The following is a 21,852-nucleotide window of genomic DNA, read 5'->3' on the forward strand; positions in this document are numbered from 1 at the left end:
GGCGCCCGCCAATAATATTGAGAATATTTATCATTTGTATTTTTCATCAGGGGAGTCAGCACGCATGCCAGCACAAAGCACACATCTGCACAAGCGGTTTAGCCCAGCGCTCTTGGCGCTGGCCGTGGCCGCAACGCCGGGCTTTGCCGAGGAAGGTGACAGCAGCAACGTGGTCGAGCTCAAGGAGGTCGTGGTCACGGCGGCTGGTTATGAGCAGCAGCTGATCGATGCGCCGGCGTCTATCACGGTCATTACCCAGGAAGACCTGGAAGGCAAATACTACCGCGATGTGACTGACGCTCTGCAGGATATTCCCGGTGTATCCATCGAAGGGGGCGCTGGCGGCAAGCTGGAAAGCACCAGCATCAATATTCGTGGCCTGGGTGAGAGTTACACGCTGTTCTTGATCAACGGCAAACCGCTGGGCGCCTCCACCGAGGCCTACTACAACGGCTTTGGCAGCGCGACTCAGGTTGGCTGGCTGCCGCCGCTTAACGCGATCGAGCGGATCGAGGTGATTCGCGGCCCGATGTCCTCGCTGTATGGTTCCAGTGCGCTGGCCGGGGTGATCAACATCATCACCAAGGAAGTGGCAGACGCGTGGAACGGGCGCATCAGCTATGACCATCTGCTGCAGGAAAATGACGACGCCGGCACGGCCCGTCAGGCCAACTTCTACCTCAGCGGTCCGCTGGTCGAAGATCGCCTGGGTTTGACCCTGTATGGCTCCAGCTATGAGCGCGACGAGGATGAAATCCAGGGTGGCTACACCGCCAAGGAGCGCATCGATGGCACTGCCCAGCTGAACCTGAAAGTCAATGACGCTAACAGTCTTGAGCTGGAGGGTGGCCGTGCCGAGCACGACAACGAGCGCACCGCCAAGTCCGGCTCTCCGGGAGAGATGAACAACATTCGCACCCATTACGGCCTGACCCACACCTTGCGCTGGGGCGAGCGATTCGAGACGCGCAGCTTCCTGATCGATGAGGAAGTGGAGATCGAGAATGGCAGTGTCGAGTCGGCGTACACCAGCACACTGGCCAACACCAAGACCGTGTTGCCGCTGGAAAACCAGACCATGACCCTGGGCGCCGAGTACAAGTGGGAAACCACCGATCACGACGCCAGCCGCTTCTACGGTGGCGCCAACAGCCTGTCGCTGGAGCGCTGGCAGCGCGCGCTGTTTATCGAAGATGAATACTATGTCACCGATGATCTGTCGCTAACCGGCGGCCTGCGCTACGACGAAAACGAGCACTATGGTGAAGAGCTGATTCCTCGTCTGTATGCGGTCTACCGCATGACTGACCACTGGGTGCTCAAGGGCGGGGTGAGCGGCGGCTACAAGGCGCCAACACTGAAACAGGCAGATCCGAACATTGTTGAGAACGCCGCTCGCAGCCGCGCCTTTGACATGGGTAACGCCGACCTCAAACCGGAAAGCAGCATCAACTACGAAGCCGGCCTGATGTGGGACGCGGCTAACGGCATCAACGCCGGTGCGACCGTCTACTACACCGAGTTTGAAGATCAGATCGGCCGCAAGGTGATCTGTGATACCCGCGACGGCTCGGACCCGGTCTGCGAAGTTAACGGGGTGCAGCGCCAGTACATCAACCAGTACACCAACCACGACTCCGCCGAGCTGCGCGGGGTGGAGCTGTTCTTCAATGTGCCGCTGGGGCCGGTTGATCTGAAGACCAACTACACCTACTCCGACAGCGAAATCACCGAGTCCAAGGATTCGCCGGAGAGCGTTGGTCAGCCGTTCAACAACCTGCCCAAGCATATGGTCAACGTGGGCGTGGACTGGGCCGCAACCGAGGCGCTGGGCGTTTGGGCCAAAGCCCGATACAAGAGCCGTACGGTGGAGGACTCCAGCAGTCAGCTGCCGTCTTACACCCTGGTTGACGTCGGAGCGCTGTATCGCGTGAGCGACAACTTTGATGTCTATGGCGGGCTCTACAACCTGTTCGACAAGGAAGTGACCGCCGAGGATTACGGCAAGACCCTGGATGGTCGCCGCCTGAACCTGGGTGTTGCTTTCAACTTCTAGGTCGCGGCGCGCCGAGTGGCGTCAGGTCTCAGAGGGCCTGACGCTGTGTGAGCCGGTAGCCCAGCCCGCGCAGGGTTTCAATACTGGCGTCGGCACCTGCCTTCGCCAGTTTGCGGCGCAGTCGTGATACCGCCGCCTCAATGGCATTGGGCGTGACGGCTTGGTCCAGTGCGTACAGGCGCTCCTCCAGATGATCCTTGACCACGACCCGTGGCGCGCTGCGCAGTAGCTCTTCGAGTAACGCCAGTTCGCGCTTGGGCAGCACCAGCGGGCGGGCATCGACCTGCACATCGCGGTGCTGCTCGCAGAAGCTCAGGTTGCCTATGTGCAGGCGGCTGTCGGGGCGCGGCCCCGCGCGACGCAATATGGCGCGCAGGCGGGCTTCGAGTTCGGCCATCTCAAAGGGTTTGAGCAGGTAGTCGTCGGCTCCGGCGTCCAGGCCGGCGATGCGGCTGTCCAGTGCGTCGCGGGCGGTGAGAATCAGGCAGGGCAGGTGAAGGTTGCGGCTGCGGCTGCGCTGGCTCAACAGCTGCAGGCCATCCATGTCCGGCAGCCCCAGATCCAGCAGCATGGCGTCGTACTGGCTGAGTTCCAGCATCGCCAGTGCGGCCTTGCCGTCCTCGGCGCTGTCGACGACAAAACCGCTGCGGCGCAGGTGGCGACCGAGCAGATCGCGCAGGGAGGGATGGTCTTCGACGATGAGTAGCTTCATAGCCTGGATTTCCTGTCGGCGTGTCAGTCTGTGGTCAGCCGGGTTTGCGATAGTGATAGGCATTCTTATTCAGCGCCTGTGCTGGGCGCAAGTCATGGAACCTCCCGATGAGTGATCTTTCTTCGCCGACGCCCTGGCTGTCGGTCCTGGCGCGGCGGCGTATGGATGTCGCGGCACGCTGTCTGTTGGCGGTGCTGGGCGGCTATGTGCTGACCGCGCTTTGCACCGCCAGTCTGGCACGGCTGCTGCCTGGCGAGCCGGCACAGGCGGTGCTGGCGGCAACCCAGCTGTCCTTTCTGATCTACTGCGTACTGGTGATCTGGGCGTTTTCTGCCGGGAGTGCGCTGCGCGCCTGGTTGGTCGCGGTGCTCTGCTGCCTGCCGTCGCTGGCGCATCTGCTGTGGGTGGAGGTGTTATGAACGGCATGGGTTTTCGTCAAAGTAATGCCTGGCTGCACACCTGGGTCGGGTTGCTGCTGGGCTGGTTGCTGTACGCGGTCTTTCTGACCGGCACCCTGAGTTTTTTCCAGGATGAGATCAGCTACTGGATGAAACCTGAGCTGCACGCCGCCACTCCGGGGCCGCAGAGCGCCCAGTTGGCGCTGCAGCAGTTGCAAAAGCATGCCCCGGACGCGCAGTTGTGGCAGATCGATCTGCCGGACGAGCGCGATCCTGAGTTGCAGATTCAGTGGTTTGCGCCGGGTGAGCATATCGGCAAAAGGGGAGGCGAGCGGCTGACGTTGGACGCGGCAAGCGGTGAGCCTCTGCAGGTGCGTGAAACGCGGGGCGGGGGCTTTCTCTATCGCTTTCACTTTGAGTTGTACGCCATGCCGCGCCAGGCCGCGCGCTGGATCGTCGGCATTGCGACCTTTGTCATGCTGGTGGCCATCGTCAGCGGAGTGGTGACGCACAAGAAGATCTTCAAGGATTTCTTCACCTTCCGCCCGGCCAAGGGGCAGCGTTCCTGGCTGGACGCCCACAACGCCACTGCCGTGCTGGCATTGCCGTTTCACTTCATGATCACCTACAGCGGCTTGCTGCTGTTGATGTTCATGCTGATGCCATGGGGTGTGCAGAGCCAGTATCAGGGCAATATGCAGGCGTTCTTTGGCGAGCTGCGGAGTCGGGGTGAACCCGTGGCCGAGGTGGCTGCTGAGCCCGCTGCGTTGACCCCGTTGGCGCCACTGCTGGAGCAGGCGAATGCACGCTGGGAGCGAGGCGTGGCGAGTATCCGCATTACCCGGCCGAATACCACGGCAGCGCAGGTGGAGCTGCGCGAGCAAGGTGGTGACAGCCTGCTGCAGCGTGGTGGTGCCGAGCGCCTGGTGTTTGATGGTGTCTCTGGTGCGGCGCTCGCGCAGCCAGCCGAGGCCAGCCCGCCAGCGGCCAGTGCGGTCTACAACGTGTTTTCCAGCCTGCACCTGATTCGCTTTGCCGGCCCGCCGCTGCGCTGGCTGTTCTTTGTCAGTGGCTTGCTGGGCACCGCAATGATTGCCACCGGGCTGGTGCTCTGGGTGGTCAAGCGGTTGCCGCAGCGACTTAAGGCCGGGCGCACGCCCTTTGGGCATCGCCTGGTTGAGGTGCTGAACGTTGGCACCATTGCCGGTTTGCCCTGCGCCATTGCGGCTTATTTCCTGGCCAACCGGCTGCTGCCAGCGCAGCTGCCGGGGCGGCTGGACTGGGAGATCAATGCGTTCTTTCTGGTTTGGGCGCTTTGTCTGCTGCATCCGCTGCTGCGTACGGCGCGGCAGGCCTGGCTGGAGCAACTGGCGCTGGGCGCAGCGTTGTTCGTCAGTTTGCCGCTGCTCGGCTTGCTGACGGCGCACAGTGGGCTCTTCAGTAGCCTGGGGCGCGGTGACTGGTTGTTGGTCGGCATGGACCTGACCCTGCTGGCAACCGCAGCGGTACTGGCTTTTGCTGGCTGCAAGCTGGCCCGGCACCAGCCGCTGGTGCGTGCAGCACGCCCCCGTCCGGCACCGCGGCAGAAGGAGGTTGCGCTGTGATCGGGTGGACGCTGTTGCTGTGCCTGCTGGGCATGGCCTGTCTTTGTCTGGCGATGCCCAAGCACTTTGAGGCTGCCTCTGGACGCAAGCTCGCTGCGGGCCAGACGGCGGCCCTGCGGCTGCTTGGTTGGGGAGGGTTATTGCTGGCGTTGTGGCCTGCTGTGCGCGCGGCGGGCCCGTCGGTAGGGCTTGCACTGTGGGCCGCCGCGCTGACGCCAGCGGCCATGTTCAGTTTACTGCTGCTCAGCTATCGCCCTCGCTGGCTGTCACCGCTGCTGTTGTTGTTCAGCCCGATCAGCCCGTCAACCAGGGTGTCGCGCCACAGCAGGTAGTCGTGGCCGCCAGCAAACGCCTGACTGGTTGTGCCGCGCTGGGGCGTATACCCGGTGTCGATCTCAGCTCTGCACCGCACTAGCGTGCGCAACAGGTTACGGATTCAGCGCGTCCCTGGCCGCCGCGCTGCTGGCGCGGAAAAACGCCTGGCCACTCTCGGTTTCGCTCCAGTCGGCGTAGGCGCTGAGCTGGGCATCGCTGAGGTCGCGGTACACATAACCGAGGGTCTGCGGCAGCTTTGGCTCCATTTGCGCGCGGAGGCTTCCGCGACCTTGGCTGGCCAGGCCGTCGGGAATGGTCAGCAGGCCACCGAGCATGTCGTTGGCGCTTTGCGTGGCCAGGCTGGCCAGCGCGAGGGAAACCTCCTCGCCCATATCCAGCGCCGGCAGCTGCTGGCCAAGGCGTTGCAGGGTGGCTTCGCGCTCGGCGCTGAGGGTCAGCGGTGGCAGGCCGTTCTGCATTCGGCTGACTTCTGCTGGAGAGGTGGCGCGGGTCTCGGCAGCAACCACTGCCTGGCCCAGCTCTGAGCGATAGAACTCGCGGGCGTCGGTCAGCTGCTCATCGGACAGGTTGACCGCCAGGCTTGCCATTGCACGGGCGTGCATGCGCTCGGGCTCAAAGCGTTCGTTGCTTTTGCGCAGCAGGTTCTCGGCGACGGCAGCCGGCAGTTGTGCAGCATAGCGGCTGCGCGCTTTTTCCAGCGCCTGCTGAAAGTGCGCCTGATGGGTTTCCATGCCAGAGGCACGGTACAGCGGGGAGGTGTCGGCCTGAGCGCTCATGCCGAAGCTGAGCAGGCTGACAAACAGGGCACCGCAAGTGGCGCGCAGTAAAAGTCGGGTCATGGTGTTCTCTGTTGAAGTGCGGGAGCTGCATAACAGCCGCGTGAAATATCTTGCCTGCAACCGGCATTGGCATAACAATGCGATGTTGCCTTCGTTGCTGCTCACTCGGGCGGATGTTCATCCGTGCGCGTGATTAGGCCCTCCGTATCAGTGGCGAACAGGCGTCCTTCCCTTTGAGTAGTGTCACTATGCCCGAGTTCCCTTTGGTGTCGGCCCGTCGCTTCGTGAGCATGGCCGATGAGTTGGCCGAGCGCGGCTGGTCGGTACAGGAGCAATTGTTGCCTGAGCCTCTGGCGCAGGCGTTGGAGTCTGATTGTCGTGCCCTGTGGCAGCAGGATGACTTGAGCCCGGCCGCCATCGGGCGGGGTGACGGCCAGCTGGTGGCGCCTGGCATTCGTGGTGATTACACGCGCTGGCTGGATGACTGTCCGCAAACCTCCGCCGGTCGCACCTACCTGGCGCTGATGGACGGCGTGCGCGAAACCCTCAACCGCAGCCTGTTTCTGGGGCTGGATACCTTTGAGACCCACTATGCCTTGTACCCGCCGGGTGCAGGGTATCAGCGCCATCTCGACCGTTTTCAGGATAACCCGCTGCGTACCATCTCGGTGGTAAGCTACCTGAATACGGCCTGGCAGCCGGGTGATGGCGGTGAGCTTCGTCTTTACCTGCCGGACGGCGAGGTGGATGTGGCGCCTCGCGCCGGCACTGTCGTGGTCTTTACCAGTGCCGACATCGAGCACGAAGTGTTGGCTTCGCGCTTTGAGCGCGCCAGCCTGACCGGCTGGTTTCGCCGTCGCCCGGATAATCCGCTGCTGCGCTGACCCCCCAGTCGCGCAGCGTCGACAGGAGTGTGCGTGGAAAAAATTCTGGTCAGCGCCTGCCTGCTTGGGCAGCGCGTTCGCTATGACGGCGGCGGTTTTCAGCCGCTGCAACAGCTGCTGGCGTGGCAGGCGCAGGGGCGTCTGGTGGTCGTCTGTCCTGAAGTGGTGGGTGGATTACCAACGCCGCGCGCGCCGGCGGAAATTCCGGGTGGGCAGGGCGCATTGGTGCTGGGCGGGGAGCGGCCGGTGCGTACCGATCAGGGCGAGGACGTTACCCAGGCCTTTATTCGCGGCGCAGAGCAGGCGTTGGCGCTGGTACGCCAGCACAATATTCGCTACGCGTTGCTCAAGGCGCGCAGTCCTTCCTGTGGCAATGTCGAAAATTACGATGGCAGCTTTTCTGGTGTGCGGGTCAGCGGCGAAGGGGTTACCGCTGCTGCGCTGCGACAGGAGGGGGTGCGAGTGTTTAATGAAGAGCAGATCGCTGAGCTGGCGGTGTTGCTTTGAGTCGGCCGCAGTCTATAACAGGGGGCTGTGCGGCGTAGCGAGCGAAAACTGGCAGCAGTGCAAGCATCGCAGGCGCGGACACGCCTTCGGCTTAGGCCGCCCTGCCGCGCCTTTCATCTGCAGAGAGGGTGATCGCGCAGCCCAGTCTTGGCTATCGCGGCGAAGCGTCCGGCGTGAATCCCAGCATTACGCGAGAAAAAAGGGGCGCAACCCTGTGGTTGCGCCCCTTTTGCGTTGCGGCGAGCTGCTTAGAACAGCACGCGAACGCGGATGGTGCCTTTGACCTGCTGGATTTTCTCCAGTGCCAGGTCCGAGTACTCGGCGTCGACGTCGATGACGACGTAGCCGACTTTCTCGTTGGTCTGCAGGAACTGACCGCAGATGTTGATGCCGTTGGCGGCGAACACCTGGTTGATCTCGCTCATGACGCCCGGCACGTTCTCGTGGATGTGCAGCAGGCGATGCTTGCCCGGGTGCGACGGCAGCGCCACTTCCGGGAAGTTGACCGAGGTGATGGAGGTGCCGTTGTCGCTGTAACGTACCAGCTTCTCGGCGACTTCCAGACCGATGTTGGCCTGCGCTTCCATGGTCGAACCGCCGATGTGCGGGGTCAGGATGCAGTTCTGGAACTCGCGCAGCGGGCTGACAAATTCTTCACCGTTGGCGCGTGGCTCAACCGGGAACACGTCGATAGCGGCGCCGCTCAGGTGCTTGTCGCCCAGTGCGGCGGCCAGCGCGTCGATGTCGACCACGGTGCCGCGGGCGGCGTTGATCAGGATGCCGCCCTGCTTCATGGTGCGGATTTCCTTCTCGCCGATCATCCATTTGGTCGCGGCGGTTTCCGGTACGTGCAGGGTGACGATGTCGGCTTCGGCCAGCAGTTCTGCCAGCGAGCCTACCTGCGTGGCATTACCCAGCGGCAACTTGGTCACCACATCGTAGAACAGTACCTGCATGCCCAGGCCTTCAGCCAGCACGGACAGCTGCGTACCGATCGAGCCGTAGCCGATGATGCCGAGCTTCTTGCCGCGGATCTCGAAGGAGCCCGTTGCGCTCTTGCTCCAGCCACCTTCGTGACAGGCAGCGTTCTTTTCCGGAATGCCGCGCAGCAGCAGGATTGCCTCGGCCAGCACCAGTTCGGCAACCGAGCGGGTGTTGGAGTAGGGGGCGTTGAATACGGCTACGCCACGACGCATGGCCGCGTCCAGGTCTACCTGGTTGGTGCCGATACAGAAGCAGCCAACCGCGACCAGTTTGTGCGCCTGCGCAAAGACCTCTTCGGTCAGTTGGGTGCGCGAGCGAATGCCGACGAAATGGGCGTCGGCAATGGACTCCTTCAGCTGCTCTTCAGGCAGCGAGCCGGTGTGGTACTCGATGTTGGTGTAACCGGCTGCCTTCAGTGTGTCAACGGCGGTCTGGTGTACGCCCTCGAGCAGCAGGAACTTGATCTTGCTTTTGTCCAGCGAGGTGTTGGCCATGGTGTGAGTTACCCGGGTGCTGATATCGGAAAGTCCGAGCAGGCCACTTTGGTCACAGATGACAGAAGGGGCCTGTTTCGGAAGTCGCGTATGCTAGCATAATCTGCCTTTTTTGATGCCCGTGAACGCATGAAATGTGTTCAGGCACTGCATGAATTCCCTTTGAGAGCTCGCCATGACCCCAGATGCTGTGATTGCAACCCTCAAGACACTGGTCGACCCGGACAAGGTGCGGGTGGACGCCGAGTCCCTCGACAATTGGGGCAAGGACTGGACCAAGCACTTTGCGCCGGCCCCTCTGGCGATTGTTTTTCCCAAGACGGTCGAGCAGGTGCAGGCGGTGGTGCGCTTTGCCAACGAGCAGAAGCTGGCATTGGTGCCCTCTGGCGGTCGTACCGGTCTGTCGGCTGCTGCCGTGGCCGCCAACGGCGAGATCGTGGTGTCGTTCGATTACATGAATCAGATTGGCGAGTTCAATGCGTACGACCGCACCGTGGTCTGTCAGCCCGGCGTTGTCACCGCGCAGCTGCAGCAGTTTGCCGAGGAAAAGGGGCTGTACTACCCGGTGGACTTCGCGTCTGCCGGTTCCAGCCAGATTGGCGGCAATATCGGCACCAATGCCGGCGGTATCAAGGTGATTCGCTATGGTATGACCCGCAACTGGGTGGCCGGCCTGAAAGTCGTTACCGGCACCGGTGAGCTGCTGGAGCTGAACCGTGACCTGATCAAGAACGCCACCGGCTACGATCTGCGTCAGCTGTTTATCGGCGCTGAGGGCACGCTGGGCTTTGTGGTTGAGGCGACCATGCGTCTGGAACGTGCGCCGAAGAATCTGACCGCGATGGTCCTTGGTACGCCGGACTTCGACTCCATCATGCCGGTGCTGCACGCTTTTCAGGACAAGCTGGATCTGACCGCCTTCGAGTTCTTCTCCGACAAGGCGATGGCCAAGATCATGGGCCGTGGCGATGTGCCCGCGCCGTTCGAAACCGAGTGCCCGTTCTACGCGCTGCTGGAGTTCGAGGCGATCAGCGAAGACATCGCCAACGATGCGCTGGCGACCTTCGAGCATTGCGTCGAACAGGGCTGGGTGCTCGATGGCGTCATGAGCCAGAGTCAGCAGCAGCTGGAAAACCTGTGGAAGCTGCGCGAGTTCATCTCCGAGACCATCTCCCACTGGACGCCCTACAAGAACGACATCTCCGTCACCGTCGGCAAGGTGCCGGCCTTCCTGCACGATATCGACGCCATCGTCGGCGAGCACTATCCCGACTTCGAGATCGTCTGGTTCGGCCATATTGGCGATGGCAATTTGCACCTGAATATCCTCAAGCCGGAGAACCTGTCCAAGGACGAGTTCTTCGCCAAGTGCGCGACGGTCAACAAGTGGGTGTTCGAGATCGTCGAGAAGTACAACGGCTCGATCTCCGCCGAGCACGGTGTTGGCATGACCAAACGCGACTACCTGACCTACAGCCGCAGCCCGGCCGAGATTGCCGTGATGAAGTCGATCAAGGCGGTATTCGACCCCAACGGCATCATGAATCCGGGCAAGATATTTAACTGACAGCGGCAAGCGGCAAGCGGCAAGCTTCAAGCAAAACCAAAAGCAAAGCCTCAAGCGAAAAGCGACAGGCGAAAGCAAAGCGGTATGTAACAGCCAGGGCGGGAGCAGGGTATATGACCTACCAGCATCAGTATGTGGACGGCAGTGTGATCGATCTGCCGATGGGCAAGGTGGTGTGTGTCGGGCGCAACTACGCCGAGCACGCCCGCGAACTGAACAACCCGGTGCCAACCGAGCCGCTGCTGTTCATCAAGCCGGCCACCTCGGTGGTGCCGATGACGCCGCCGATCGAGCTGGTGCAGGGCCGTGGGCCGGTGCACTACGAAACCGAGATTGCCCTGCTGATCGGTGCGCCGCTCACTGGGCTGGTCAGCGACCAGGAAGCAGAGGAGGCGATCGTTGGCGTGGGGCTGGCGCTCGATCTGACCCTGCGTGAATTGCAGGATCAGTTGAAGAGCAAGAGCCACCCTTGGGAGCGTGCCAAGTGCTTCGACGGTGCCTGCCCGCTGTCGCCCTTTGTGCCGAAAGCCGAGGCGGGTGATCTGCATGCGCTGGCCCTGCAACTGGATATCAACGGTGAGCGCCGCCAGTACGGCACGGCTGCCGAGATGATTACGCCGATTGTGGCGCTGCTGCGGCATATCGCTACCCAGTTCACTCTGCTGCCGGGGGACGTGGTGATCACCGGGACCCCTGCCGGTGTAGGAGTACTCAAGCCAAACGATGCGCTGAGTCTGGCGATCCCGGGCCGGTTGCAAATCGACACGCGTATCGCCGGATGAACCTGCGGCGCTGGCGCCGGTCCCAGCAGGGCTGTCAACGTCTGGAGCGCCGATGAAAAAGTTGCTGATTGCCGTTGCTCTGCTGCTGGCGCTGGGCGGTGCCGTGCTCCATTACCTGCATTTGGACGTGCTCTGGTGGCACAGCTGGCGGATGCAGCAGGCGCCAGCGCATCATGACTTGCTCGCGCTGGACCGCTATCGCGTGGATATTCAGGCGCAACCCATCGAGGGGCTGGACGACGATGTGTCGGCCCTGACCTTCAATCCGCAGACCGGCACGCTGTTTGCGGTGCTTAACGGTGAGCCGCTGCTGGTCGAGCTGTCGGCTGAGGGCCAGTTGCTGCGCAAGGTGCGCATCAACGGTGTGCAGGACATGGAGGGGCTCACCTATGTGGCGGGAAGCCGCTTTGTTATCGCCGAGGAGCGCACCCAGCGGCTGATCGAGATCGAGATTGCCGATGACGCTACAGAGCTGGACGTCACTGGGGCGCCTAGCCTGACCATCGGGCTTGATCTCAATGGCAACAAGGGCTTTGAGGGCCTGTCCTGGGATCAGCGGCAGCAGCGTTTGCTGGTAGTCAAGGAGCGGGACCCGCTGCGCGTGCTGGCGGTCACCGGCTTTGTCAGCGCGCCGCCGGGCGCTCCGATCGCCATTCGTATCGAGGAACTGAAATCCCCTGACTCGCCTTGGTTGTTCATGCGCGACCTGTCTTCCCTGAGCCTGCACGATGACACCGGGCATCTGCTGCTGCTCAGCGACGAGTCAAACATGCTGGTCGAGTACGACGAAGACAGCCACCCTCGCAGTCTGCTGGGGTTGTGGCGCGGCATGCACGGCCTGGAACACACGGTGCCACAGGCCGAAGGCTTGGCGATGGATGAGCAGCGGCGGCTGTATCTGGTCAGCGAGCCGAACCTGTTCTATCGCTTTGTGCCGGGTGATTAGCGCGCCCGGGTCTGCTGCCTCAGTTGCGTTCGATGCTGCGTACACCCTGGGGCGTGCCCAGCAGCAGCACGTCAGCCGGACGGGCGGCGAACAGGCCGTTGCAGACCACCCCGACGATGGCGTTGAGGTCGGCTTCCAGTTGCTTGGGGTTAACAATCGACATGTTGTAAACGTCGAGGATGACGTTGCCGTTGTCGGTCACGCAGCCTTCGCGGTAGACCGGATCGCCGCCGAGCTTGACGATCTCGCGGGCTACATGGCTGCGCGCCATCGGGATGACTTCGACCGGTAGAGGGAAGTTGCCGAGCACCGGTACCAGCTTGCTCTCATCGGCGATGCAGATGAAGGTGTCGGCAACCGCGGCAACGATTTTCTCGCGGGTCAGGGCTGCGCCGCCGCCCTTGATCAGCTCCAGGTTTTCGTTGCTTTCGTCGGCGCCGTCGACATAGAAGTCCAGCTGCGGCACACCGTTGAGGTCGTAGACCGTGATGCCGTGGCTTTTCAGGCGCTCGGCAGTGGCTTCGGAGCTGGCGACGGCGCCGTCGAAGGCCAGCTTGTGTTTGGCCAGAGCGTCGATAAAGCAGTTGGCGGTGGAGCCGGTACCAACGCCGACAATGCTGTTTGCATCCAGATGCGGCAGCAGACGCTCAACGGCGGCCTGTCCTACCGCCTGTTTCATTTCGTCCTGGGTCATCTTGGCTCCTCATCGCGGGCTGTGCAAAAGCGCGATTATACGGTGCAGCACGGGGCGCGTGTAGTCGCGGGGGCTGTGATTCGCTAGACTTGCGCCTTTCCCATTTCCCCGATCAGTTGACCTCACCCATGCTGGAAACCTACGTCAAGAAGATCCTCTGCTCTCCGGTTTACGATGTGGCGGTGGAAACCCCGGTGCACCCCGCGCCCTTTCTCTCCGAGCGGCTGGGCAACAGCGTGCTGCTCAAGCGCGAAGACCTGCAGCCGGTGTTCTCCTTCAAGATTCGCGGTGCCTACAACAAGCTGGCGCAGTTGACCGACGAACAGCGTGCTTGTGGTGTGGTGGCGGCGTCTGCCGGCAACCATGCCCAGGGCCTGGCCTACGCGGCTCGTCACATGGGCGTGAAGGCGACTATCGTGATGCCGCGCACCACGCCCGAGATCAAGGTCAAGGCGGTGCGCGCACGTGGTGGCAAGGTGGTTCTGCACGGCGACGCCTTTGATGAAGCGCTGGCCTATTCGCAGAAGCTGGTTAAGGAAAAGGGCTTCGTCTATATCCACCCTTACGACGACCCGGACACCATTGCCGGGCAGGGCACCGTGGCGATGGAGATTCTGCGTCAGGTGCAGGGTCCGCTGAATGCGATCTTCGTCCCGGTCGGTGGGGGCGGCCTGATCGCCGGTATCGCCGCCTACGTAAAGTATCTGCGCCCGGACATCAAGGTGATCGGCGTCGAACCGCAGGATTCAGCCTGTCTGCAGGCCGCCATGGCCGCCGATGAGCGGGTGGTGCTCGGCCAGGTGGGGCTGTTTGCCGACGGCGTGGCGGTGGCGCAGATCGGTGAGCACACCTTCGAGGTCTGTCGCCGGTATGTTGATGAAGTGATTACCGTGACCACCGACGAGATGTGCGCCGCGATCAAGGATATTTACGACGATACCCGTTCCATCTGCGAGCCGGCCGGTTGCCTGGGCGTTGCCGGGATCAAGAAATATGTCGAGCGGGAGGGCTGCAGTGGTCAGGTGCTGGTGGCCATCGACTCCGGCGCCAACATCAACTTTGATCGTCTGCGTCATGTGGCCGAGCGTGCCGAGATCGGCGAGAAGCGGGAAGCTCTGCTGGCGGTGACCATTCCGGAAAAGCCCGGCAGCTTCAAGCACTTCTGCGAAGCCATCGGCAAGCGCGCGATTACCGAGTTCAACTATCGCTATCACACCGGCAGCGAGGCGCACATCTTCGTGGGTGTGCAGACTCACCCTGAACTCGATCCGCGCGACAAGCTGGTCAGTCAACTGGCCGAAGATGGCTTTCCGGTGCTGGATCTGACCGACAACGAGCTGGCCAAACTGCATATTCGGCACATGGTCGGTGGGCACGCCGAGCACGTAACCGACGAACAGGTGTTTCGCTTCGAGTTTCCGGAGCGTCCGGGCGCGCTGTTCAACTTCCTCAACAAGCTGGGCGGGCGCTGGAATATCTCGATGTTCCACTACCGTAACCACGGCGCAGCCTATGGTCGCGTCGTCGCCGGCCTGCAGGTACCGGCAAGTGAGCGCCATCTGCTGCCGGCGGCGCTCGATGGCATCGGTTACCAGTACTGGGACGAAACCGATAACCCGGCCTACCGTCTTTACCTGGGCTGAGCCTCTTCGGGCTTGCTCAGCTGCGAGCGGTTGCGTCCAGCGGCCTTGGCCTGGTAAAGCGCGGTGTCGGCCTGGTGGACCAGGTCGTGCGGGCTCCATTGCGGCTGGGGTATCAGACTCGCAGCGCCGATGCTGACCGTCAGGCGTCCGTGCTCCACGGTGGTGTGCGGGTGGCGGATATTCAGCTTGGCGATGGCGTCATGAATCCGCTCGGCAACCTGCAGGCATTGGCTGGCGCCCGCGCCGGGCAGAATGACGGCAAACTCTTCCCCGCCGTAGCGGCATACGCAATCCCCTTCACGCATCAGGCAGCTGTTCAGCGCCGTGGCAACCTGTTGCAGCGCATCGTCCCCGGCCTGGTGCCCCAGCTCATCGTTGAAATGCTTGAAATGATCGACATCCAGCATCAGCAGTCCAAGCGGCGTTTGCTCTCGGCGTAGGCGTCGCCATTCGCTGATCAGCGTCTTGTCAAAGTAGCGCCGGTTGAACAGGCCGGTCAGTCCGTCCTGGTGGGATAGCTGCTGCAGGCGTGCCGCCAGCTGCAGCTGCTCACTGTTATCGCGCCCCACGCAGATGAGGTAGTCCCGGCCCATACGGCGCAGGTGGCGCACGCTGACTTCCAGCGGCCGATTCTGGCCATCGCGTCTTATCACCCGTTTCTGAAAGATGGCGTCGCCCTGGCTGTGAATCATGCTGCTCAGTTCTTCCAGCCACTTGATGGCACCCGGCATCACGTCATTGGGTGCTATGCGCAGGATCTCAAGCAGCTCTGCTTCGCTGTAGCCCAGACTTTGCCAGCAGGTACGGTTGAGATAGACGACCTCAAGCGGGTCCAGCCCGAGTATGAACAGGGCGTCGTGGCTGTGATCGGTCATATCGTGGATCAGTTTCAGGCGTGCCTGGTTGTGCTGCAGGCTTTCCTCGGTGTCCTGGCGACGCTTTACCTCGGCCTGCAGTTGATGATTACTGCGTGCCAGTTGCTGACTGCGCTGGGCGCCGCGCACAGTCAGTAATAGCGAGATGCACAGCAGCAGTGCGGCCAGCGCGCCGGAGACCACAACCATCAGCGGCAGGTGTGTGGTGGTGCTGGCGAGCAATTGATGAGTGGGCTGCATGACCAGCGCAAAATTGCTGTTGTCCGCCAGGGTGACCGGGCTGCTCACGCGCCACGGCGCCGCCTGATAGTCGCTCTCGGAGCGGTACAGTGCCACGCCTTGCTCCTCGAAGCGCAGGCTGCGATCTGCTGCCTGCAGCTCGCTGAGCAGGTCGTTGATCAGTACTTCGACGCGAAAGATGCCCAGCAGAAAGCCGTCAAAGCGACGTACGTCGCCGCTGATGCGGTGCAGCGGTATGTAGTAGGCAAGCCCCAATCCGCCCTGCACCAGCTCGAAGGAGTTGCTCAGGCGCGGTTGGCCGCTGTCACGGGCCGCCAGCAGCAGCGGATAGTTGGGGTGATCGGGTTTATAGATCAGGCCAATGGCGGCCTCGTTGCCATTCAGTGGTTCGATCCAGCGCATGCGAAAGCTGGCATCCATCCATTCGATGGCCTGAAAGTTGTGATAGTCGCGTAGCAGCTGGCTCGCGTTGCGGGTCCACAGGTCCCGGTTTTCGCGGTGCTGCGGCCAGCGTTCGGCGAGGCGCAGCAAGGTGGCGGCCTGCTGTTCGAAGCGGGTCTGAATCTGGTGGGCGAGGGCGTCAGCCTCGATCTGCAGGCGGGCACGGGCTTGCTCTTGCTCCGCGTTCAGCAGCGCCTGCCACAGCAGATACAGCGCCAATGCCAGGATGCAGAATAATGCGAGAATCAGTCGCGGAAACTGTTTGATTGGCGCAGGTATGGCTATAGCGGGCATGGCAGTTCTCTGGACGGCAGAGGCTGGGCTGTTGCTGTTTTGGCACCAGGTTGCAAGCAGCCTGCCCGGCCACCAGCAAAGCCTATACCTGCGTCACCACCCACCCCTGTGGCGGTTCTGCGTGTTGTCGCCCTGCCTCGTTAGCATAGTGATAGCACAGTGCTTGCAGCCAGGCCAGTGCTCAGCCGCGCGCAGCCGCCAACATAATCTGCCATTGGTCTGGTTTCACCGGCATGACCGACAGACGGTTGCCTCGCCGCAGCAGGGCCAGATCCTCCAGACCGGCCAGCTCGCGCAGCTGGTCGAGGCTGAACAGGCGCGGGAACTTTTCTTCGAAGGCGACGTCCACCGCGACCCAAGGAAGGCGATCCTCGCTGGCCCGGGCGTCGTGATACGGGTTGTTCGGGTCAAGCGCTGTGCGGTCAGGGTAGGGCGAGCTGGTGATGCGACCGACGCCGGCCAGACCTGGCGGTTGGCAGCTGGAGTGATAGAAAAGAAAGCTGTCTCCGGGTTGCATCTCTCGCATGAAGTTGCGCGCCTGATAATTGCGTACTCCATCCCAGACGCCTTGCTGCAGGTGCTGCAGGTCGTCGATCGCGAAGGCGTCAGGCTCAGACTTGAGCAGCCAGTAGGCCATGATGTGTTCCCCGATTGTTGACAAGTTTATGACAAGGGTGTAGGAAAACGATGGATACGCAGCGACAATTAGTCTCATTCAGGGGGCGCTGCGCAATTCATATTATTAGATTGCCATTATCGTCAGGAGGCAACGCGTGCGACGCAAACCAGATTTGCTTTGGGTATTGGTTATTGTTTTCGGGTTGGGAGTGGTGACCACGGGGTATACCCAGAGTTACCTTGATCGAAGCGCTGAGACGCACATGCAGCGCGCGCCCTGATCAGGGCCTGCGATCGGTGACAACGGCGTCGAGCGGGATATCCCAGCTCGCGCCATCCAGATGTTCAACCTGTTGGCAGTGGTGCGCCAGGCCCAGTAGGCGAGGCCTGCGCGTGTGGGTGCGCCAGCGTCGCCAGGCGAAGGCCCGGTCATAGAAGCCGCCCCCCATGCCCAGACGGTTGCCCGCAGCATCAAACCCCACCAGGGGCAAAAACACCAGATCAAGACGCCAGGCCTTGGCTTGCAGGGCGCGCTGTGTCTGCGGCTCGCGGATGCCGAAGCGGTTGCGCTGCCAGCGCTGTCCTTTGACCAGGCGCTGAAAACGCATGGCTGTGGCGGGCCAGCGGCTGAGCACCGGCAGGTAGCAGTGTTTGCCCAGGCGCCGTGCGAGCCGCATCAGCGGAGCGGGGTCGATTTCACCGTCGTTGGCCAGATAAAAAGCGATATGCCGGGCGCGAATGAACCGCAGATCCTGTGCCATGGTGCGCTGCAGACGACGTGCAGCGGCACGTTGCTGGGCGCGGCTGAGGGCGCGGCGCCGCTGGCGCAGTTGACGGCGTAATTGGGTGCGGGAAACAGGCGGGTTCATGCTGAAAGGAGTCCCCAGAGTGCCGCTGCCGGGTTAGCCCTTGAACCCGAAAGTTCAAGGCGGAGATTACGGCGATACCTCAGGCTTTCCGTCATGCGGACGTGCACACTGGCACCGCGCGTAGTCCCCTGGTACAGGAGTATCGGCTCAGGGACATCTCCGGCTGGCCAACACCCCAGGGATGGGAGTCACTATACAGAAGTTTGTCGCTGACTTCGATGGCTGTCTGCTCTTGCCCGCTGCGCGCGGGCCGGGCTCAGCTCTGGTGCCCTTCCAGGGCCTGATCCAGGCGCTTCACCAGCTCGCTGATCTGGGCTTGTTGAGCACTCAGGTCGGCATTTTTCTGGTGGCTGCCGGTCAGCATGTCATGGCTGATGTTCAGCGCGGCCATGACGGCGATACGCTCGACGCCCACCACCTTGCCGCTGTTGCGGATGTCGCGCATGGTGGTGTCCAGGTGGCGCGCTGCTTGCTCCAGGTTGGAGCGCTCTTCCGGCGGGCAGCTGACGCGATATTCCTTGTCGAGGATGTGCAGGGTGACGGTCAGGGGTTGGCTCATGAGTCGTGCTCCAGGGATTTGAGTCGCAGAATCATGGCTTCGACCTTCTGACGGGCCAAATCGTTCTTTTCAATTAACTGCAGGCGTTCATCGCGCCACAGACGCTCCTGCGCCTGCAGGTGCTGATTCTGCAGTTTCAGCTGGTCGCACAGATCAATCAGCTGGCTGATGCGCTGGGTCAGTGCCTGGATATCCAAATCGTCCATTGCCGCCATTCTGTCTTCCCGGGGGTTGAGCCACTATAGAGGCGCCCTGCAGGGTGGTCAAACCCGCAGCCGGTGGCTGCGTGGGGCGGTTGGTCTGCGCTGCATCAGCGGCCCGGGCGGTAGATTTAAACCGCTGCGCACAGGCACAATAGCCCCATTGGGTTCACCCGCTGCAACGCGGTGCCGGCGACAGCATACCTGTATCCGCGCCGCTCGGCAGCGACTGTTTTTCGTGGGAGCACCGCATGGCCTTGATGCACGCTGTATTTGACTATGACCGTTACGCGCAGATCTGCAGCGATCTGGCTGCCGTGGGTCGTCCGCCTGAGCTGCACGGCCACCTGGTCGGTCGTCTGAGCGCGGGTTCGCGCCTGGATCACACCACCTGGCTGAATGTTGCCCAGGAGTTGCTGGATGGGCGCGGCAGCCTGTCCGAGGCGGGTAAGGTAGCGCTGATCCAGCTCTACGATGCCAGTCTCGCCGAGCTGGCCGGTAGCGGCTTCAGCCTGACCTTGCTGCTGCCCGACGATGACGCCGGGATAGACCTGCGCACCGCCGCGCTGGGGCAATGGTGTGATGGCTTTCTGGCCGGCTTTGGCCTGGTCGAACGCAGCGCAGAGCTGAGCGAGGAGGCCGATGGCGTGCTGCGTGATTTCGCCGCCATCGCGCAGGTGCAGTCCGATCTGGATGATTCGGAGGGCAACGAGGTCGACTTCATGGAAGTGATGGAGTACGTGCGTATGGCCACGCTGATGGTGTTCAGCGAATGTCAGAGCAATGATAAGCAACAGGACGCCCCGCCCGCCGCACTGCATTGATCGAGGTGAAGATGCGAATCAGCAAGCAGGAATATGCCCGCCGCCGCAAGGCGCTGATGAACCAGATGGAAGCCAACAGCATTGCCGTGCTGCCGGCGGCTCAGGTGTTTATCCGCAACCGTGATGTCGAGCACAATTATCGCCAGGACAGCGATTTTCAGTATCTCACCGGCTTCCCTGAGCCAGAGGCAGTGGCTGTCTTGATTCCCGGCCGCGAGCATGGCGAGTACGTGTTGTTCTGCCGTGAAAAGGACAAGGAACGGGAGCTGTGGGACGGCTATCGAGCCGGACAGGAGGGCGCGGTCGTCGAATATGGCGCCAACGACGCTTTCCCCATCAGTGATATCGACGACATTCTGCCCGGGCTGATCGAGGGTCGCGAGCGTGTCTACTACGCCATGGGCGCCAACGCCGAGTTTGATCGTCGGCTGACCAACTGGATCAACCTGATTCGCAGCAAGGCGCGCCTCGGTGCCCAGCCGCCCAAGGAATTTGTTGCGCTGGATCACCTGTTGCATGACATGCGTCTGTACAAAAGCGCCGGCGAGCAGAAGGTCATGCAGGCCGCGGCCGATATTTCCGCCGAGGCCCATGTGCGGGCCATGCAGTTCTGTCGCCCGGGCTGCTACGAGTATCAGCTGGAGGCCGAGCTGCAGCACTGCTTCATGCATCACGGCAGTCGCTCACCGGCCTATTCATCCATTGTCGCCGCCGGCAAGAATGCCTGCATCCTGCATTACACCGAGAATACTGCGCAGGTGCGCGATGGCGACCTGGTGCTGATTGATGCGGGCTGCGAGCTGGATTGCTACGCCAGCGACATCACTCGTACCTTCCCGGCCAGCGGCACTTTCAGCCCCGAGCAGCGTGCCATTTACGACATCGTGCTGGCGGCGCAGGAGGCGGCTATGGCGGTGATCGGCCCGGGGCACAGCTGGAACGAATCGCACGATGCCAGCGTGCGCGCCATTACGGCCGGGCTGGTGGAGCTGGGTCTGTTGCAGGGCGAGGTTGACGAGTTGATCGCCGGCGAGGCCTATCGCCGCTTCTATATGCACCGCCTCGGCCACTGGTTGGGCATGGATGTGCACGACGTGGGTGAATACCGCGTGGGCGGCGTTTGGCGCCAGCTGGAGCCGGGTATGGTGATGACCGTGGAGCCCGGCATTTACATCTCGCCGGATGACGACAGCGTGCCACGCAAATGGCGCGGCATCGGCGTGCGGATCGAAGATGACGTGGTCGTGACCAAGACAGGCCACGAGGTGTTGACCGCCAAGGTGCCCAAGGACCCGGACGAGATCGAGGCGCTGATGGCTGCTGCGCGCCAGGCCGAGGCTGAGCCTGCGTGAGCCGCCGCATCAGCATTGTTGGCGGCGGCATGGTCGGCGCCAGTCTGGCGCTGGCGTTACAGCCGCAGGCGAGACATTGTGGCTGGCGCATTGAGCTGATCGAGGCGCAGCCGCCGGTCAGTGGTGAGTTGCAACCCAGTTTTGATGCGCGCTCCACGGCGCTGTCCCACGGTAGTCGGCTGCTGTTCGAGCGGCTGGGCGTGTGGGCCGGCGTGCAGGCCGAGGCGGCGCCCGAGCCGATCAGACAGATCCATGTCTCCGACCGCGGTCATCCGGGTGTCACCCGTCTGCATGCCGAGCAGGAGCGGGTGCCGGCACTCGGCTACGTTGTCGAGAACGCGCAGCTGGGCCGGGCGCTGCTAGGCGCGCTGGACGAGCGGGTGGTGAAGTGGCAGGCGCCGGCGCGGGTGGTGCGCGCTGAACCCGCTCGCACTGGCTGGTTGCTGCAGGTAGAGCAGGATGGGCAGGTGCACGAGCAGGCGACCGATCTTCTGGTGCTGGCTGACGGCGGCCGTTCGGGCCTGCTGGAGCAGTTGGGTATCCACCGCCAGGTGCGCCCTTACGGGCAGACCGCGATTATTGCCAATATCGCCAGCAGCCAAGGGCATGAGGGTGTTGCCTATGAGCGTTTCACCGAGAGCGGCCCGCTGGCGCTGCTGCCGATGTCCGGCGGGCGCAGTGCGCTGGTCTGGACCCAGCCCGAGGCGCAGGCTGACGACGTGATGGCGCTGTCTGATGCGGGCTTTTTGCACGCGCTGCAGGATGCCTTCGGTTTTCGCATGGGCGCGCTCAAGCGCGTCGGTGCACGCCACAGTTACCCGCTCAGCCTGATCGAGGCCGAAGAGCAGGTACGCACCGGGCTGGTGGTGCTGGGCAACGCAGCGCACAGCCTGCATCCGATCGCTGGTCAGGGCTTCAATCTCAGCCTGCGGGATGTGATGGCGCTGGCCGATACGCTGTCCAGCGCCGCGCCCGATCAGTCACCGGGTGAGTTGGCGCTGCTCAACGGCTATCTGCAGCGCCAGCGTCAGGATCAACAGCAAACCATTGCCTTCAGTGACGGGCTGACGCGCCTGTTCAGCAACCGTCGTCCGGTGCTGGCGGCCGGGCGCAACCTCGGGTTGCTGGGGATGGATATCGTCGCGCCGCTCAAATCAGTGTTTGCCCGGCAGGCAATGGGACTCAAGGGATAGG

Annotated in this window: 22 protein-coding genes and 1 other RNA gene; 13 read left to right on the forward strand and 10 right to left on the reverse strand. The window is 62.5% G+C overall.

Features of this window, described 5'->3' with window-relative positions:
* Positions 1-64: 64 nt before the first annotated feature.
* Positions 65-2,056: a TonB-dependent receptor domain-containing protein gene (locus CNQ84_RS04875; RefSeq protein WP_096003799.1), complete on the forward strand. Its 1,992-nt coding sequence runs from the start codon at positions 65-67 to the stop codon at positions 2,054-2,056.
* Positions 2,057-2,084: 28 nt separating this feature from the next.
* Here the strand turns inward: CNQ84_RS04875 and CNQ84_RS04880 are convergent, their stop codons facing one another.
* Positions 2,085-2,768 carry a response regulator gene (locus CNQ84_RS04880; protein ID WP_096003800.1) on the reverse strand — a complete coding sequence of 228 codons (684 nt, stop codon included), beginning with the start codon at positions 2,766-2,768 and terminating at the stop codon, positions 2,085-2,087.
* Positions 2,769-2,875: 107 nt separating this feature from the next.
* On the opposite strand from CNQ84_RS04880, the gene CNQ84_RS04885 reads away from it, so the two are divergent.
* Genes CNQ84_RS04885 through CNQ84_RS04895 form a run of 3 tightly spaced genes read left to right on the forward strand, consistent with a single transcriptional unit; the run spans position 2,876 to position 5,102 of the window.
* Positions 2,876-3,187, forward strand: coding sequence for a hypothetical protein (locus CNQ84_RS04885; protein ID WP_096003801.1), 312 nt, complete (start codon positions 2,876-2,878; stop codon positions 3,185-3,187).
* The gene (locus CNQ84_RS04890; protein ID WP_096003802.1) at positions 3,184-4,770 is read left to right on the forward strand and encodes a PepSY-associated TM helix domain-containing protein; all 1,587 of its coding nucleotides are present in this window, start codon (positions 3,184-3,186) and stop codon (positions 4,768-4,770) included. The genes CNQ84_RS04885 and CNQ84_RS04890 overlap by 4 nt, the downstream gene beginning before the upstream one ends.
* On the forward strand, positions 4,767-5,102 hold the full coding sequence (locus CNQ84_RS04895) for a DUF3325 domain-containing protein (RefSeq protein WP_096003803.1): 336 nt from the start codon (positions 4,767-4,769) through the stop codon (positions 5,100-5,102). Before CNQ84_RS04890 ends, CNQ84_RS04895 begins: the two co-directional genes overlap by 4 nt.
* A 96-nt stretch (positions 5,103-5,198) precedes the next feature.
* On the opposite strand, the gene CNQ84_RS04900 is transcribed toward CNQ84_RS04895, so the two are convergent.
* Entirely contained in the window at positions 5,199-5,945 is a 747-nt protein-coding gene (locus tag CNQ84_RS04900) for a DUF2059 domain-containing protein (protein WP_096003804.1), read from the reverse strand.
* Between the two features lie 188 nt (positions 5,946-6,133).
* Here CNQ84_RS04900 and CNQ84_RS04905 point away from each other — a divergent pair, with 188 nt between their 5' ends.
* Together CNQ84_RS04905 and CNQ84_RS04910 are read left to right on the forward strand one after the other, a co-directional pair.
* Positions 6,134-6,769, forward strand: coding sequence for a 2OG-Fe(II) oxygenase (locus CNQ84_RS04905; protein ID WP_096003805.1), 636 nt, complete (start codon positions 6,134-6,136; stop codon positions 6,767-6,769).
* A gap of 33 nt (positions 6,770-6,802) precedes the next feature.
* A complete protein-coding gene (locus CNQ84_RS04910; RefSeq protein ID WP_096003806.1) occupies positions 6,803-7,276 on the forward strand; it encodes a 2-thiouracil desulfurase family protein in 474 nt (157 codons plus the stop codon).
* Between the two features lie 248 nt (positions 7,277-7,524).
* On the opposite strand, the gene serA is transcribed toward CNQ84_RS04910, so the two are convergent.
* Complete coding sequence (gene serA / locus CNQ84_RS04915; protein WP_096003807.1) at positions 7,525-8,754, reverse strand: phosphoglycerate dehydrogenase; 1,230 nt, start codon at positions 8,752-8,754, stop codon at positions 7,525-7,527.
* Between the two features lie 175 nt (positions 8,755-8,929).
* Between serA and CNQ84_RS04920 the strand changes: the two genes are divergently transcribed.
* From CNQ84_RS04920 to CNQ84_RS04930, 3 genes are all read left to right on the forward strand, one after another.
* Complete coding sequence (locus CNQ84_RS04920; protein WP_096003808.1) at positions 8,930-10,321, forward strand: FAD-binding oxidoreductase; 1,392 nt, start codon at positions 8,930-8,932, stop codon at positions 10,319-10,321.
* 113 nt (positions 10,322-10,434) lie between these two features.
* Positions 10,435-11,103, forward strand: a complete 669-nt coding sequence (locus CNQ84_RS04925; protein WP_096003809.1) for a fumarylacetoacetate hydrolase family protein — start codon at positions 10,435-10,437, stop codon at positions 11,101-11,103.
* Between the two features lie 52 nt (positions 11,104-11,155).
* On the forward strand, positions 11,156-12,049 hold the full coding sequence (locus tag CNQ84_RS04930) for an SdiA-regulated domain-containing protein (RefSeq protein WP_096003810.1): 894 nt from the start codon (positions 11,156-11,158) through the stop codon (positions 12,047-12,049).
* Positions 12,050-12,068: 19 nt separating this feature from the next.
* On the opposite strand, the gene rpiA is transcribed toward CNQ84_RS04930, so the two are convergent.
* Complete coding sequence (gene rpiA, locus CNQ84_RS04935) at positions 12,069-12,743, reverse strand: ribose-5-phosphate isomerase RpiA (RefSeq protein ID WP_096003811.1); 675 nt, start codon at positions 12,741-12,743, stop codon at positions 12,069-12,071.
* A 128-nt stretch (positions 12,744-12,871) separates the two neighbouring features.
* On the opposite strand from rpiA, the gene ilvA reads away from it, so the two are divergent.
* Positions 12,872-14,386, forward strand: a complete 1,515-nt coding sequence (gene ilvA / locus CNQ84_RS04940) for a threonine ammonia-lyase, biosynthetic (RefSeq protein WP_096003812.1) — start codon at positions 12,872-12,874, stop codon at positions 14,384-14,386.
* Here the strand turns inward: ilvA and CNQ84_RS04945 are convergent.
* The 6 genes from CNQ84_RS04945 to CNQ84_RS04970 all read right to left on the reverse strand — a co-directional run bounded on the left by CNQ84_RS04945 (position 14,374) and on the right by CNQ84_RS04970 (position 18,488).
* Positions 14,374-16,236 carry a diguanylate cyclase gene (locus CNQ84_RS04945; protein ID WP_096003813.1) on the reverse strand — a complete coding sequence of 621 codons (1,863 nt, stop codon included), beginning with the start codon at positions 16,234-16,236 and terminating at the stop codon, positions 14,374-14,376. The genes ilvA and CNQ84_RS04945 overlap by 13 nt on opposite strands.
* Positions 16,237-16,417: 181 nt before the next feature.
* Complete coding sequence (locus CNQ84_RS04950) at positions 16,418-16,873, reverse strand: EVE domain-containing protein (protein WP_096003814.1); 456 nt, start codon at positions 16,871-16,873, stop codon at positions 16,418-16,420.
* 262 nt (positions 16,874-17,135) lie between these two features.
* The gene (locus CNQ84_RS04955; protein ID WP_096003815.1) at positions 17,136-17,723 is read right to left on the reverse strand and encodes a 5-formyltetrahydrofolate cyclo-ligase; all 588 of its coding nucleotides are present in this window, start codon (positions 17,721-17,723) and stop codon (positions 17,136-17,138) included.
* 7 nt (positions 17,724-17,730) lie between these two features.
* A non-coding RNA gene (ssrS, locus tag CNQ84_RS04960) (6S RNA) lies at positions 17,731-17,908 on the reverse strand.
* A gap of 71 nt (positions 17,909-17,979) precedes the next feature.
* A complete protein-coding gene (locus CNQ84_RS04965; RefSeq protein WP_065335685.1) occupies positions 17,980-18,282 on the reverse strand; it encodes a cell division protein ZapA in 303 nt (100 codons plus the stop codon).
* Entirely contained in the window at positions 18,279-18,488 is a 210-nt protein-coding gene (locus CNQ84_RS04970) for a TIGR02449 family protein (RefSeq protein ID WP_065335686.1), read from the reverse strand. Before CNQ84_RS04970 ends, CNQ84_RS04965 begins: the two co-directional genes overlap by 4 nt.
* Positions 18,489-18,733: 245 nt before the next feature.
* Here CNQ84_RS04970 and CNQ84_RS04975 point away from each other — a divergent pair, with 245 nt between their 5' ends.
* Genes CNQ84_RS04975 through ubiH form a run of 3 tightly spaced genes read left to right on the forward strand, consistent with a single transcriptional unit; the run spans position 18,734 to position 21,851 of the window.
* Positions 18,734-19,306: a UPF0149 family protein gene (locus CNQ84_RS04975; protein ID WP_235846723.1), complete on the forward strand. Its 573-nt coding sequence runs from the start codon at positions 18,734-18,736 to the stop codon at positions 19,304-19,306.
* A gap of 11 nt (positions 19,307-19,317) precedes the next feature.
* Positions 19,318-20,658 (forward strand): Xaa-Pro aminopeptidase, encoded by a 1,341-nt coding sequence (gene pepP / locus CNQ84_RS04980; RefSeq protein WP_096004031.1) that lies wholly within the window; start codon positions 19,318-19,320, stop codon positions 20,656-20,658.
* Positions 20,655-21,851, forward strand: a complete 1,197-nt coding sequence (ubiH, locus tag CNQ84_RS04985) for a 2-octaprenyl-6-methoxyphenyl hydroxylase (protein ID WP_096003816.1) — start codon at positions 20,655-20,657, stop codon at positions 21,849-21,851. The genes pepP and ubiH overlap by 4 nt, the downstream gene beginning before the upstream one ends.
* The last annotated feature ends 1 nt before the right edge of the window (position 21,852 follow it).

Origin of the sequence: Pseudomonas abyssi, from assembly GCF_002307495.1 — a bacterium.
Lineage (GTDB): Bacteria > Pseudomonadota > Gammaproteobacteria > Pseudomonadales > Pseudomonadaceae > Halopseudomonas > Halopseudomonas abyssi.

Coding starts and splice junctions, on each gene's coding strand:
- serA (WP_096003807.1), bottom strand. CDS start 8,754: ATGGCCAACACCTCGCTGGACAAAAGCAAGATCAAGTTCCTGCTGCTC.
- CNQ84_RS04930 (WP_096003810.1), top strand. CDS start 11,156: ATGAAAAAGTTGCTGATTGCCGTTGCTCTGCTGCTGGCGCTGGGCGGT.
- CNQ84_RS04880 (WP_096003800.1), bottom strand. CDS start 2,768: ATGAAGCTACTCATCGTCGAAGACCATCCCTCCCTGCGCGATCTGCTC.
- CNQ84_RS04975 (WP_235846723.1), top strand. CDS start 18,734: ATGGCCTTGATGCACGCTGTATTTGACTATGACCGTTACGCGCAGATC.
- CNQ84_RS04970 (WP_065335686.1), bottom strand. CDS start 18,488: ATGGACGATTTGGATATCCAGGCACTGACCCAGCGCATCAGCCAGCTG.
- CNQ84_RS04920 (WP_096003808.1), top strand. CDS start 8,930: ATGACCCCAGATGCTGTGATTGCAACCCTCAAGACACTGGTCGACCCG.
- pepP (WP_096004031.1), top strand. CDS start 19,318: ATGCGAATCAGCAAGCAGGAATATGCCCGCCGCCGCAAGGCGCTGATG.
- CNQ84_RS04875 (WP_096003799.1), top strand. CDS start 65: ATGCCAGCACAAAGCACACATCTGCACAAGCGGTTTAGCCCAGCGCTC.
- CNQ84_RS04885 (WP_096003801.1), top strand. CDS start 2,876: ATGAGTGATCTTTCTTCGCCGACGCCCTGGCTGTCGGTCCTGGCGCGG.
- CNQ84_RS04955 (WP_096003815.1), bottom strand. CDS start 17,723: ATGAACCCGCCTGTTTCCCGCACCCAATTACGCCGTCAACTGCGCCAG.
- CNQ84_RS04890 (WP_096003802.1), top strand. CDS start 3,184: ATGAACGGCATGGGTTTTCGTCAAAGTAATGCCTGGCTGCACACCTGG.
- CNQ84_RS04925 (WP_096003809.1), top strand. CDS start 10,435: ATGACCTACCAGCATCAGTATGTGGACGGCAGTGTGATCGATCTGCCG.
- ilvA (WP_096003812.1), top strand. CDS start 12,872: ATGCTGGAAACCTACGTCAAGAAGATCCTCTGCTCTCCGGTTTACGAT.
- rpiA (WP_096003811.1), bottom strand. CDS start 12,743: ATGACCCAGGACGAAATGAAACAGGCGGTAGGACAGGCCGCCGTTGAG.
- CNQ84_RS04950 (WP_096003814.1), bottom strand. CDS start 16,873: ATGGCCTACTGGCTGCTCAAGTCTGAGCCTGACGCCTTCGCGATCGAC.
- CNQ84_RS04945 (WP_096003813.1), bottom strand. CDS start 16,236: ATGCCCGCTATAGCCATACCTGCGCCAATCAAACAGTTTCCGCGACTG.
- CNQ84_RS04965 (WP_065335685.1), bottom strand. CDS start 18,282: ATGAGCCAACCCCTGACCGTCACCCTGCACATCCTCGACAAGGAATAT.
- CNQ84_RS04900 (WP_096003804.1), bottom strand. CDS start 5,945: ATGACCCGACTTTTACTGCGCGCCACTTGCGGTGCCCTGTTTGTCAGC.
- CNQ84_RS04905 (WP_096003805.1), top strand. CDS start 6,134: ATGCCCGAGTTCCCTTTGGTGTCGGCCCGTCGCTTCGTGAGCATGGCC.